We start from the raw sequence: 12,350 nt of genomic DNA, 5'->3' as shown, positions 1-12,350 counted from the left end.
TCTTACCCCACAGCTAAAAACACCGATAATCTGTGCAACCAAACATGGCCGCAGGACAAAATCATACTTAAAAATCACATATGAGGGATTAAATACAACAAATACTACAATTCGTTTTAATCTCTGGCAATTTTATTACTAGACATATCGCTGTTTTACGATTCCACATGGGCTCGTTTGGTGGCTTCTTCCAGTGATATGATTCCTCTTTGGTACAGGCTCTTCAGGGTTTTTTCCATGGTGACCATTCCCACCGAACTGCCGGTTTGAATAGCCGAATATATTTGATGAATTTTATTTTCCCTAATGAGGTTGCGCAGAGCCGGGGTAACAATCAACACTTCGGCTGCCACCACGCGGCCTGAACCATCGGCCTTGGGCACCAGCTGCTGGCTGATAATGCCCTGCAGACAATTGGCTAACTGAATGCGCACCTGGGACTGCTGGTGAGGCGGAAATACATCAACCACGCGTTCCACGGTCTGAGCCGCACTTCCTGAATGTAATGTAGCCAGAACCAGATGCCCGGTTTCCGCAGCAGTAAGGGCGGTTGATATGGTTTCCAGGTCACGCATTTCCCCCAGGAGTATAACATCAGGGTCCTGGCGCAAAGCAGCCCTCAGAGCTAACGCGAAGGATTCGGTATCAGTTCCTATTTCCCTCTGGTTTATCATGCAGGTGCCATGACGATGCAGGTATTCTATTGGGTCTTCCAGGGTAAGGATGTTGGCGTTGCGTGTGTGATTTAACAGATTGATCATGGCGGCCAGGGTCGTAGATTTGCCGCTGCCGGTAACCCCGGTTACCAGGATTAAACCCGATTCCTTCATGGCCAGTTCAGAAACAACCGGCGGCAGGTTCAGTTTATCCAGTTCGGGCACATTTACGGGAATAAGACGTAAAGCTGCCGCCCATGAACCGCGTTGAATAAAAATATTAACGCGAAACCGGCCTACTCCGGGAAATGAATTGGAAAAATCGGCCTGTCCGGTTTCTTCCAACTGCTGGCGGGCTTTCTCGTTGGGAATTATTTCCTCGCAGAGCCTCTGCGTATCTTCAGCCGTAAGCAGTTCTTCATCTGATGGAACAATTTTACCGTTTACACGATAAAGAGGCGGACGAAAAACCGTGAGGTGTATGTCTGACGCTCCCAGTTCAACTCCCTTTTTTACTATCTCGGCCGCAGTAATAACTCCCATGTTTTAGCCTCCCAGCAGTACAACTTTCATTACTTCTTCAAGTGAGGTCAATCCCTTTTTAGCCTTTTCAATGCCATCATCTCTTATCGTAACCATTCCTTCTGCAATGGCTGTCTGTTCAATAATGGTTTCCGACAATTCGCCCCTATTGATCAGCAGGCGTAATTCCGGTCCCACCACGATAATCTCGTGCAGGGCCATGCGCCCCTGATAACCCAGCTGCCTGCAGATATTACAGCCGCTGTGCCTGAAGAATTCCTGACCGCTCTGCTCGGGAATTCCAATTCTCACAGCCGTCTCTTCGTCCAGGCGATAAACCTGGCGGCAGTTGGTACATAGTTTTCTGACTAATCGCTGTGATACTACTCCGGAAAGTGATGAAGCTAACAAGAAGTTCTCGATGCCTATATCACTGAGCCTGGCTACGGTACCAGCGGCACTGTTAGTGTGCAGGGTGGATAAAACCAGGTGTCCGGTAAGGGCGGCCTGCACCGCCAGGCGTGCGGTTTCTTCATCTCTTACCTCGCCGACCATTATAATATCCGGATCCTGGCGTAATATGGAACGTAGTCCGCTGGCAAATGTTAATCCGGCCTTGGGATTGGTCTGCACCTGGTTTATACCAGGCAGGGAATACTCGATGGGATCCTCCAGGGTTATAACGTTTTTATCTATAGAATTAATTTCATTTAATACCGCGTAAAGGGTAGTAGTTTTGCCTGATCCGGTGGGACCGGTCACAACTACCATTCCATGGGGTCGGTGAGCTAGGGCCATCAGTTTTTCCATATTAGCGGGGGAAAGGCCAAGCTGGTCTACCCGGGCCAGTGATGTTCCCCGGTCTAATATGCGCAGCACAATCTTTTCACCGTGGTTGGTGGGCAGTGAGGATACGCGAAAATCTATTTCACGGTTTTCTATAATCATTCGGAAACGTCCATCTTGAGGAACGCGTTTTTCCGCTATATCCATGCCGGATTGGATTTTAAGACGCGAAACTACGGCAACCATTGAAGTTTGCGGTAAAGTCAGTACTTCATACAATTCCCCGTCTATACGGAAACGAATCCTGGTTTCTTCCTCCTGGGGCTCGACATGAATATCGCTGGCTCTTCCTTGTACAGCCTGAATGAGAATAGAATTTACCATGCGTATTATAGGAGCGTCATCTTCGACCTTAACTACCTGCAAATCCCGGCGAGCCGCTTGCATGTTGCGGCTTTCCTGGTTCAGGTCCTTTAAGATGCGTTCCATGCCCGGGTCCATGCGGAAGGCCAAATATTGCCGAATAGCTATTTCCAGGTCCCTTTCACTGGTTATTACCGGTATAACATCGAGACCGCTGGCCATGCGTACATCATCTATGGCCTGCTGGTTGAAGGGATCGGCCATGACCAGGGTAAGGCTGTTTCTATGGCGGGATACCGGAAGAACTTTATAGGTTCTAATTATTTGGGGCGGTACTAATTTTACAGCTTCAGGGTCAATTGTAATTTTGCTTATCTGAACCTGGGGTATGCCCAGCACAAATTCCAGGGTCTCTAAAAGCTGTTGTTCAGTTAATATGCCGCGCCGCACCAAAACCTGACCCAGTTTTTCATTGGTTTGGTTTTGTTCATCGAGAGCGGCGGCCAATTGTTCCTGATTTATGACTCCCAGATCGGTTAAAATCTCCCCGAGCATCTTATGATCCATGGCCATACAAGTATCTCCCCTGGAAGAAATCCTGCATATATACTCAATGTAAATATATGCATAATTTTTTGGAAAATGAACCTCAGGTATGTATTAATATTATACTATTGGTCCTATATACCTACAACCATTTCTTTTTTTGGCAAGTATTATTATTTGTTGGTTTTTGTTATCAAATTAGGTCTTAAATACTATCCAAAATACGGTCGCCCGTTAATTATTGAATCAATATCCTATTTTTTCTGTTATAATCTCTATAATAATCTTTGGGGGAATAATATTAAGATGATAAGTTGCGTTTTTAGATATTATTACTTCCTGGCTGATCAAAAGGACATTATTAACCAGTATACAAAGGTTTTGGACGATAACCTGGTTTTTAACCTGGAATCAAGCGCGTCTCATGATAATGCCGCCGATACAACCGGCTATTTTTTTCTCGACAGCGGCAGAATGAAAATACTGGTTGTAAAGAGTTTGCCCGAAGAAACCTTTTGGGCAGACAGCTTAACAAGACTCAATGCCTTTGAAAACCAGGCCGGTCTTGATGACGAAAAAATAATGGCCCGCACTACTGTACTTATCGCTCTGACCTGTGACTGGAAAGGGGTTTATGAAAAAGCCTGCGCTTTATTAAACTGCCAGGATACATTCAAAATCAATATCGCTGATCAAACCTTGACTCGTCTAACCGCCTGGCAGCATGGTCAGACCCATTACCTGTATACCCTGGAACCAGAGGATAACAAGGGATTAACGTTTGTTACCAGGCGTTTGCCCTTGCTGCAGTCGTTATTAGTGCAAATGCACTTTCTCGATTCGCTGCTGCGGGACAGGAACCTGGCTATTACTCAAGAAAAATCAGAATTGGAACGTCAATTATCCCTAATCCTTCATTCCAAATTGGTAACAACTAATACCTCCTTTGTTACCAATGAACTGGAACATGAAATTCAAAATCTATCTATTGCCTACGGAAAAATAGTCGGTGATAGCGGGCTGATAATGGATGGTATCGAACGCATGCAAAATCTGATTGCGCGCTTTTGTCACCAGCTTTATGCAGATCCTGATATGGAAAACCATGAGGTTATTAGGGACAAATTTACGGATGTTTACCGTCAGCGCCTGGAAGAACTGCAGAATACCTTGGCAGGTTTAAATATAGCCAGGGAAAACCATCAGGCAGCTATTGAAGTGGTGCGAAGCAAAATAGATATAATGAATAGCCGCACCAATATGGAAACTCAGGAACAAATTAAAGGCCTGTTAGAAGTGAACACTGAAATGCAGAAGCAAAGTTTGGTTTTCCAATATGCGGCCGGATTGATCGAATTTATCGTGCTGGCTTATTATAGTCACACCTTGTGGTCTCACCTGGCACATGCCGCCTTTGTAGCTATCCCCAGTTCCATTCAGTTTATTGTAGTTATGATTCTATCCGGCAACATTGTATATCTTACCCACCTGCTGGCCGAGTACCTTCATGGGGAAAGACATGTACTGGCTAAACTAGTAACAGCGGGAATTGCCCTGGCCGGTCTTATGGCTCTGATCATTGCGGCCTCCTGGATCAAAGGAAGCCATGCGTCCGCTCATTAATGCAAATAATGAAGCGATATGCATTTAGTCGCTAAATAATTTAATGGCCTTTAATCTCTCACTCAACCTTTTATAATGGCTTTCTTCTTCCCGGGCAATCTGTTCGTGCATCACCCTGGTTTCGGGGTCGTCGGCCTGACTGGCCATTTGCCGGTAGTTTGCCACGGCTTCCGCTTCATCCTTGAGCGCTGTTTGCAAAGCTTCGATTAAATTCACCTCTTTAGCCCTCCCGTTCTGTAATATTGTGGTCCTCAATAACCCACCACGGCCGCAGGTCAAAACCACTTATGAAAAGAGTTTCAAGTATCTATAGATGCGCCAAATCTAATTATAATAATTTTGTCTTACTCTGCAGTTTAAAATCTGTAATAATCTGTGGCTATTTTAATGTTTGCGCGGTTTGTATGGCCCGAATAACCTGTTCTTTGTTGACATCATCAGCAATATAAAAACTGCCGATTCCGCGCGGTAATACCAGTCTTATTTTTTCCGCTTTTACCTTCTTATCGCCCAACATGGCCTGGTAAACCTCAGCACTCGGCAGAGAAGGAAAAACGGTTTTTAGCCCTAAAGCATGATAAAGAGCAGTTATTCTATGCAGTTCGGCTTCCGTTAAAAGCCCCATTTCCAGTGCCAAATATGATGCAGCCATAGTTCCCATCACTACAGCTTCCCCGTGACGATAAAACCCATAACCCCCCAGGGTTTCGACAGCATGACCAAAGGTATGCCCTAAATTCAGTATCATGCGCAGTCCGTTTTCTTTCTCATCTGCAGCCACAATAAGACTTTTTATGCGGCAGGAGTGGTAAATCAGTTCTTCTATACATTCTTCTTCTTTCTTTATTATCTTCGCAGCATTTTCCTCCAGAAAAGCGAAGAAATCAGCATCATATACGATTCCGTATTTCACCGCTTCTCCCAGGCCGCTCTTAAAATCTCGTTCCTCCAGGGTGTTCAGGCTCTGTGGATCAATAAAAACTGCCCGGGGCTGATGGAAAGCACCCAGCAAGTTTTTGCCTAAAGCATGATTTACCGCCACCTTGCCGCCGACACTGCTGTCCACCTGCGCCAGCAGTGTAGTGGGAATCTGAACAAAGTCTATGCCTCTCTGAAAAATAGCCGCGGCAAAACCAGCCAAATCGCCAACTACTCCGCCACCCAGGGCAAATATCAGACTGCTGCGCTCCAGGTGGGATTCTACAGCTGTATCCAAAACGCGGGCGGCTTCATCCAGGTTCTTATACTCCTCCCCGTCCGGCATCAAAGCCAGTACCGGTTCAAAACCCGCCGTATGCAAGGCTTCCATAGTCTGTTGGCCATACAGGTTATAAACAGTGGGATTGCTGACCAGCATTACTTTACATACCGAGGTAAAGTCACGGCTCATCAGGCCGACCTCATTTAGAATCCCGGCCTGTATGTGAATATTGTAACTGCGTTGACCCAGTTCGACTCTAAGCTGGCGCATTATTGCTATCCTCTCCATAATATTGGGAACAGGCTTATCGTAATATAATCGTTAGTCCAGGCGGTCTTTGAGCAATTCAATTATTTCATCCACAACTGTTTCAATTTCCTTTTTTCCGGTATAAACCTTGAAATCAGCACAGTCGTAAAATTCCTTACGTGCATCCAGGAATTCCTTAATATCTTCCAGGGTCACATCTTTTTTTATCAGCGGCCGGCTGCCCTTTTTTCGCTGCACCCGGTCCAGTATTTCCTGCGGCGAAGCCTCAAGGCCCACAATTATACCGTTATTTCTAAGAGCATCCATATTGTCTGTTTGTAAAACCACCCCGCCGCCGGTAGCTATAACCAGGTCATTCCTCTGTGCCAGTTTGTTCGCCAGAAGTTTTTCTTCAGAACGAAAACGGGTTTCCCCGTAACGACGGAAAAGTTCATTTACAGGCATACCGGTAATCCTCTCGATCTCACGGTCCATATCCAGGAAATTCATTTTCAGTTTTTGGGCCAGCCTCCAGCCTACAGAACTTTTCCCCGTGCCCATAAATCCTATTAGAACGATATTTTTTCCCATTTCCACACCTTTCTCAAATATTCGCAGTAGCGCTCAACGGCATCTCCTACCTCTGATATGCTGTCACCGCCGAATTTATCCAGAAAAGCCCGGGCGATAACAAAAGACAGCATGGCTTCACCCACCACTGCCGCTGCGGGTACTACGCAGACATCGGAACGTTCTACAACCGCCTTTTCCACTCGCCATTCTATAGTATTTACGCTGCGCAAAGGTTTATATAAAGTTGGGATCGGCTTCATATATGCTCTGGCCCAGATGGTTTCGCCGTTGCTGATGCCGCCTTCTATGCCTCCCGCGTTATTGCTCTCCCGGCAGATGCCCCTCTGCTCATCAAAAAGGATCTCATCATGGACCTGGGAGCCAGGTTTGCATGAACCAGTTATGCCTTCACCTATTTCTACCGCTTTAATGGCGGGAATGCTCATTAAAGCCGAAGCAATAGCGGCATCCAGCCTGGTTTCCCAACAGGTATGGCTCCCTAACCCTGGCAAAACTCCCAAGGCCCCCAGTTCAAAACTCCCCCCCAGAGATTCACCTTCACTGCGAGCGCTATCAATACGTTTTATCATCTCTTTTTCAGCCTGGGGATCAATACAACGCACTGGAGAAGCTTCAAGCCGCTCATAATACTCCTGCCAGTTATTAACGTTGATACCACCAATCTCAGCCCGGATGTCAGCTATTGAAACTACCTGGCTGTAGAAATATATATCAAAGACATGCAAAAACTGCCGGAAGAAGGCAGCAGCAGCTACCCGGCTGCGGTTTCGCGGGCACTGGCTCTTTCCAGAATATTGCGCATATCCTTATGATCATATTTCATGGCTCCGGCCAGATCCGCATGGCCGGGACGAGGCCGGTATACGGTACGATCTTGTATGCGGGGACATTGCCCACTGGCCATTATTTCCTGCCAGTTGTCATAATCCTGGTTGCGAATCAGGAAGCTTATCGGGGTCCCCAGGGTCTGACCATTACGCACCCCGGATATAATTTCAACCGTATCGGTTTCTATCTGCATGCGCCCCCCGCGCCCGTAGCCCATCTGGCGTCGGGCCAGCTGCTGGTTGATATAATCTTCACTTACAGGCACACCCGACGGAAGCCCTTCAACAACTCCAATGAGGCCTTTGCCATGCGACTCGCCCGCAGTATTAAATCGGAGCATCCTTCATCCTCCTAATCTGATAAAACTCAATTAAGAATCCGTCCAGGTTTTAGGCGGCAGCTTTGAAATCCGGATCCGCCCTATAACTGAACTAACAATAACATAACGCAGTCTCCGTAACGGTTGCTAAGAATAGCCGTGCCGGAACTGCCAGGGATTCCGGCTCCATTAAACGAGCAGGTTCTGGGGGTGCTGAATTTAGTACCGCCTTCGAACTCAATTCCTTTGCTTAAGTAATAGGTTTTGCCATTGGCTCGTCGATAGTAATCGTATTCAGGGTAAAAGAAAATAAACTGGTTCTGATTTTTAAGTATCGCATCCTGACGCGCCTGTCTTATCACCCAGGCCATCTGCCGGGCGTCCGATTCCAGTTTAACCCTTTCTAAAACCCGGGCAGCTCCGGGAGCAGCCATGAGAAACACCAGAGCTGCCAGGCTCATGACCACTACAAGTTCTACCAGGGTAAATCCTCGTCTGGTCACATTTTCTCCCTCTTTCCCGACTTTTATCTGCAGGGTTGGGATATGACATGAGGTGCAGCATGTTTTATACAGGCTATTTTAACACAGCTTCTTCAGCTTTCAAGTTCCAAACGCTTGACAAGCTCAGATTGCATGTACTCAAGAGGAGGGTCTGCGTCCAGCAGTATTTTCAAGGTTAAGGCAGCTTGATGAGCAAACATTGAAAGTCCGGTAATGCATTTGAGTCCCCTCTCTTGTCCCATTTGCAGAAGTTTGGTGCGGAGCGGATTATAAATGATGTCGCAAAGAACCGCTGTGTCCGGAACAGAATCCAGGCTGACTACAGGCGATTCATCAACAGCCGGATACATGCCTACCGGAGAACAGTTTATTAAAAGATCGGCATTAACAGCCATAGCACGAAAATTTTCCTCGTTCATTAAATCTGTTACGGTTTCGCAAACGTACTGCTTTTTAAGCCATTCAGCTGCTTCCGCAGCTCGTCTTTGATCGGGGTCTAAAAAATATAAATGTGACGCCCCGCTGTTTGCCAGTGTCGCTGCCAGTGACCGTGCCGCTCCCCCAGCGCCGATAAAAAGTACACGCTTATGTTCAGTGATATTTTCCTGACGCAGAGCCCCCAAAAAGCCAATCCCGTCAGTATTGTAACCGGTTAATCCGCCCGCGGAGTTTTTTATAACATTAACAGCCCCGCAAGCGGATGCTTCAGGGGATAGTTCATCCAGATAGGGAATGACCGCTTCTTTATATGGTATAGTTACATTGACCCCGGCCAAATTTAAGCCGCGGATTCCCCTGACTGCATCTTCCAGCTTTCCCGTCTCCACCTTAAACGGCAGGTAGACACAATTTAATCCCAGTAAAGCGAAGACCTGGTTGTGGAGAAATGGCGACAGGCTGTGCTCCACGGGATTACCCAGCAGGCCCAGCACCCTGGTTTCAGTATTAATATTCATAACATCTCCCAAGTTTTAAAATTAACTTCATACCGAAAAAATCTGTATTCATTAACGTTCAAATCTGTTTTCATCTGTAGTTAATTTCGTCTTTTTAAGGCGGCGCAGGACAAAAAACTCCATGGAGCGCGATATTTTGGTTCCCATAAATTCCCGCCTAGCAAGAGGTGTTACCAGAATAGTATAAAGACCAGCCCGGTTGCCGCCTAAAACATCGGTAAATATTTGATCACCTATAACCGCAGTAGTTGAAGCCTCAGCCTGCATAACAGCCATAGCCCGGAAGTACCCGCCGCGGCGTGGTTTCTGCGCCCGGTAGACATACGGTATACCCAGCTCTCAGCCACCTGTAAAACCCTGTGCTCATGGTTATTCGATAAAAGACAAGCATTAAATCCCAAGCTTTTGACTAAAAGAAACCAATCATTGATATCGCTTCTTATTTCGTTACTGTTCCATTCGGTAATAGTGTTATCAAGGTCAAATATTAAAGCCTTAATACCTGCTGCTTTAAGCTTATTAAGCGGTATGTCCAGAACAGAATTCACATAAATTTTGGGGTACAGCTTGTTTATGGTTCTTTTTAATCTTTTTTTCAATTGACCCTCCCGGTCTAATTCAATTATTTATTTACTTTGCTTATCCAGGCAGTTGTTTCTTAAAATAAATCGCAAACTGTCTGGTTGCAAAACCATGCAGATTATATGCTTTCTATAATCTGCCTGTAGTATCCTCTTAATATTTATGGTATGTTGCAAAAACACTCCGAATTAATTATCAGTAATTAAGCATTTAATCAAGCTCCCAGGCGGCCTGAGCCCCGCTCTCCACAGCTTCGATAATCCGGCCAGTCTTATTCGCATCGCCAACCATTCGGTATGGTATGCCCTCCTGCTCCAGTACCTCCCTTAATTCATTATTAGGGCTGGTTCCCAGAGCCAGCACAATCTGCTCACCATTAACGATCTGTTCTTCTCCATTAATCACTGCCAGTACACCATCTTCTCGAATCTCCTTTACCTTAGCGCCCAATATTAATTTTAATCCAGCCTGCCGCAAACGGCGGTGCAGCATATATCCATGTGATGTTAATGTCGAAACCGGAGAACGAGATTCGCCTTCCAGCACTACCACCTCATCCGCCCCCTGGGCGTATAGATAATCGGCTGTCTCCATACCCACCAAACCGCCGCCGATGACAATGATACATTTTTTCACAGGCTTATCACCGCGCAGCAGGCTCCAGGCTTCGCAAACCCCCGGCAGATCAGCGCCTTTAATATCCGGAATGGTGTTAAATCCTCCGCTGGCCAAAATTACATATTCAGGTTTCTCATTGCGAAAAGAATCCCTATTTACTGCAACGCCTGTTAAAATACGGGCTCCATGTTTCTCAACCCGGCGTTTTAATTGATCAATCCAGGCTGCGTAAGCTGACTTGTAGGGAGGCCGGGCCGCCAGCAAAACCTGCCCTCCGACCCGCTGGTCTTTCTCAAAGAGGGTAACTTTATGTCCTAACCTGGCAGCCTCCGAGGCAGCCGTCAAACCAGCTGGTCCAGCTCCTATTACCCACAGATTGCGTTTTTTCTGGGCTTGTGCCTGCGGATACCTGAGTTCCTGTCCAGTTTCCGGGTTAATGGCGCATCGAACACTTTTGCCTTCAAACAGAAGCCGTTCTATACATCCCTGGTTACAGGCCAGGCATGTGAAAGTGTCTTCAGGGCGGCCCTGCATGGCATTAATTAGAAAATCCGGATCGGCCAGGTGCTGGCGTCCAAAGGCAATAAGGTCAGCATCACCCCTGGCTATGGCTTCATCAGCCTCAAAGGGGTCTGTATAGCGGCCTACACCTATAACGGGCACATTAACCATTTCTTTAATCTGGCGCGCCAGTTCTATTTTGAATCCGGATTTATATTCTGCAGGCGCGGAGGTTATTCCCCCGGGGGTGCCGTGGGTGCCGAAGGAAGCATGTATTATATCAGCCCCGGCATCAATAAAACCAGGCACGATCCTTTTCATATCCTCTATGGTATACCCGTCTTTTATCATTTCCTCCGCAGAAATACGCAATGATACAGGGAAATCATCCCCTACCTGACTGCGCACCTCCCGCAGGCAGTCTATTACAAAACGAGCCCTGTTTACGATATCACCGCCATATTCATCCTGACGCTTATTGGAATGCTGGGATAAAAACTGCATCAGCAGGTAGCCGTGGGCCGCATGCAGTTCCACCGCGTCAAATTGGGCCTGTCTGGCCCGCAAAGCGGCCTGACCAAAGGCTTTAATAACTTCGGCAATATCTTCCCGGGTCATTTCCGCAGGCTTAATTCCATATATAACACTGGCAACGGGGGAAGGGCCACAGGCTGTGCCCTTTGCTAGCTGGTAATAGCTTTCCCTGCCGGCATGATGAAGCTGCATGGCAATTTTACAGCCGTGTTTGTGAACCAGTTTGGCCATCCTGGTAAGGCCCGGGATAAAGCTATCATCGTGTACGCATAATGTCCCCGGAGCCGCCAGGCCATTAGGATGAACCGAGGTGATTTCCGATATGATAAGCCCGGCCTGCCCTTTGGCTCTCCGGTCCAAATAGGCCAGGTTCGCTTCGCTGACCGTGCCGTCCAAATTGGCAAGGCCGGTGCCCATTGGCGGCATGACCACCCGGTTTGAAAGGTGCATGGATCTTATCACAATAGGCTCCAGTAAGTGATTCAGACTGTTCATTGCTCTCCCCCCAAATGTATTAACAGAAAGGCCGGGCAATTAACCCGGCAGAGCTTCCAGAACCAATTCATCCAAATATCTATGCCTCACACTTACAACCAGGCAGTTCCATCTTGATGCATTCGGCTTTAACATCTTCCAGTTGGTTTAAGGCATCACACATTGACTTAAGCTGTTCTTCAGAGCCGCAAAGTTCAAGAAAAATAAAACCCGATGCGTTATCGTCTCTGCTCAGCTCCCGGTTGATTCCCAGGCGGGTCTTAATAATATTGCTGTTAGCAGTAAGAATGCTTTGAACCTTTAGCGCGCTTTCCATCCTGTGACCGAGTAGAATAACCATTACATCCATCACGTCTGACCTCCTTTTTATGGATTAGGGTTCTACGTCAGTTTATCCTATTTAAACCGTTATATTCGTTAGTTATATCCAAAATCCTCCTAAAGCGCTGGCAGATTCCAACTTTATCATTTTGG

The 12,350-nt window shown here is 46.9% G+C and carries 12 protein-coding genes and 1 pseudogene; 1 reads left to right on the top strand and 12 read right to left on the bottom strand.

What is annotated here, in order from left to right:
* Positions 1–155: 155 nt before the first annotated feature.
* The gene (locus JCM14374_RS01510) at positions 156–1,199 is read right to left on the bottom strand and encodes a type IV pilus twitching motility protein PilT (protein WP_054692552.1); all 1,044 of its coding nucleotides are present in this window, start codon (positions 1,197–1,199) and stop codon (positions 156–158) included.
* A gap of 3 nt (positions 1,200–1,202) precedes the next feature.
* Complete coding sequence (locus JCM14374_RS01505) at positions 1,203–2,900, bottom strand: GspE/PulE family protein (protein ID WP_207641560.1); 1,698 nt, start codon at positions 2,898–2,900, stop codon at positions 1,203–1,205.
* A gap of 279 nt (positions 2,901–3,179) precedes the next feature.
* Between JCM14374_RS01505 and JCM14374_RS01500 the strand changes: the two genes are divergently transcribed.
* On the top strand, positions 3,180–4,496 hold the full coding sequence (locus tag JCM14374_RS01500) for a hypothetical protein (protein WP_157048901.1): 1,317 nt from the start codon (positions 3,180–3,182) through the stop codon (positions 4,494–4,496).
* A gap of 24 nt (positions 4,497–4,520) precedes the next feature.
* Here JCM14374_RS01500 and JCM14374_RS01495 read toward each other — a convergent pair whose 3' ends face one another.
* The 10 genes and pseudogenes from JCM14374_RS01495 to JCM14374_RS01455 all read right to left on the bottom strand — a co-directional run bounded on the left by JCM14374_RS01495 (position 4,521) and on the right by JCM14374_RS01455 (position 12,225).
* A complete protein-coding gene (locus JCM14374_RS01495) occupies positions 4,521–4,712 on the bottom strand; it encodes a ferritin family protein (RefSeq protein ID WP_054692549.1) in 192 nt (63 codons plus the stop codon).
* Positions 4,713–4,875: 163 nt separating this feature from the next.
* Positions 4,876–5,985, bottom strand: a complete 1,110-nt coding sequence (aroB, locus tag JCM14374_RS01490) for a 3-dehydroquinate synthase (protein ID WP_242848767.1) — start codon at positions 5,983–5,985, stop codon at positions 4,876–4,878.
* Between the two features lie 33 nt (positions 5,986–6,018).
* Entirely contained in the window at positions 6,019–6,537 is a 519-nt protein-coding gene (locus JCM14374_RS01485; RefSeq protein ID WP_054692530.1) for a shikimate kinase, read from the bottom strand.
* Positions 6,516–7,708 (bottom strand): annotated as a pseudogene (gene aroC, locus JCM14374_RS01480) (chorismate synthase). The gene JCM14374_RS01485 and the pseudogene aroC overlap by 22 nt, the downstream one beginning before the upstream one ends.
* A gap of 80 nt (positions 7,709–7,788) precedes the next feature.
* Positions 7,789–8,190, bottom strand: coding sequence for a pilus assembly FimT family protein (locus JCM14374_RS01475; protein ID WP_054692526.1), 402 nt, complete (start codon positions 8,188–8,190; stop codon positions 7,789–7,791).
* 92 nt (positions 8,191–8,282) lie between these two features.
* On the bottom strand, positions 8,283–9,146 hold the full coding sequence (aroE, locus tag JCM14374_RS01470; protein ID WP_054692524.1) for a shikimate dehydrogenase: 864 nt from the start codon (positions 9,144–9,146) through the stop codon (positions 8,283–8,285).
* A gap of 51 nt (positions 9,147–9,197) precedes the next feature.
* Positions 9,198–9,413: an HAD hydrolase-like protein gene (locus JCM14374_RS14250; RefSeq protein ID WP_242848766.1), complete on the bottom strand. Its 216-nt coding sequence runs from the start codon at positions 9,411–9,413 to the stop codon at positions 9,198–9,200.
* A complete protein-coding gene (locus JCM14374_RS14245; RefSeq protein ID WP_242848765.1) occupies positions 9,380–9,745 on the bottom strand; it encodes a YqeG family HAD IIIA-type phosphatase in 366 nt (121 codons plus the stop codon). The genes JCM14374_RS14250 and JCM14374_RS14245 overlap by 34 nt, the downstream gene beginning before the upstream one ends.
* Positions 9,746–9,938: 193 nt before the next feature.
* On the bottom strand, positions 9,939–11,876 hold the full coding sequence (locus tag JCM14374_RS01460; protein ID WP_054692522.1) for an NAD(P)/FAD-dependent oxidoreductase: 1,938 nt from the start codon (positions 11,874–11,876) through the stop codon (positions 9,939–9,941).
* 79 nt (positions 11,877–11,955) lie between these two features.
* Positions 11,956–12,225: a hypothetical protein gene (locus JCM14374_RS01455; protein ID WP_054692520.1), complete on the bottom strand. Its 270-nt coding sequence runs from the start codon at positions 12,223–12,225 to the stop codon at positions 11,956–11,958.
* Positions 12,226–12,350: the final 125 nt, after the last annotated feature.

This window comes from Syntrophomonas palmitatica JCM 14374 (assembly GCF_001311885.1).
Classification (GTDB): Bacteria; Bacillota; Syntrophomonadia; order Syntrophomonadales; family Syntrophomonadaceae; genus Syntrophomonas_A; species Syntrophomonas_A palmitatica.
Note: the sequence above shows the minus strand (reverse complement) of the source record. Positions and strands in the feature narration are given on the sequence as shown.

Bases quoted from the DNA above. Each gene is read 5' to 3' on its own strand.
- JCM14374_RS01510 (WP_054692552.1), bottom strand. From the start codon at position 1,199: ATGGGAGTTATTACTGCGGCCGAGATAGTAAAAAAGGGAGTTGAACTG.
- JCM14374_RS01505 (WP_207641560.1), bottom strand. From the start codon at position 2,900: ATGGCCATGGATCATAAGATGCTCGGGGAGATTTTAACCGATCTGGGA.
- JCM14374_RS01500 (WP_157048901.1), top strand. From the start codon at position 3,180: ATGATAAGTTGCGTTTTTAGATATTATTACTTCCTGGCTGATCAAAAG.
- aroB (WP_242848767.1), bottom strand. From the start codon at position 5,985: ATGGAGAGGATAGCAATAATGCGCCAGCTTAGAGTCGAACTGGGTCAA.
- JCM14374_RS01485 (WP_054692530.1), bottom strand. From the start codon at position 6,537: ATGGGAAAAAATATCGTTCTAATAGGATTTATGGGCACGGGGAAAAGT.
- aroE (WP_054692524.1), bottom strand. From the start codon at position 9,146: ATGAATATTAATACTGAAACCAGGGTGCTGGGCCTGCTGGGTAATCCC.
- JCM14374_RS14250 (WP_242848766.1), bottom strand. From the start codon at position 9,413: ATGCAGGCTGAGGCTTCAACTACTGCGGTTATAGGTGATCAAATATTT.
- JCM14374_RS01460 (WP_054692522.1), bottom strand. From the start codon at position 11,876: ATGAACAGTCTGAATCACTTACTGGAGCCTATTGTGATAAGATCCATG.
- JCM14374_RS01455 (WP_054692520.1), bottom strand. From the start codon at position 12,225: ATGGATGTAATGGTTATTCTACTCGGTCACAGGATGGAAAGCGCGCTA.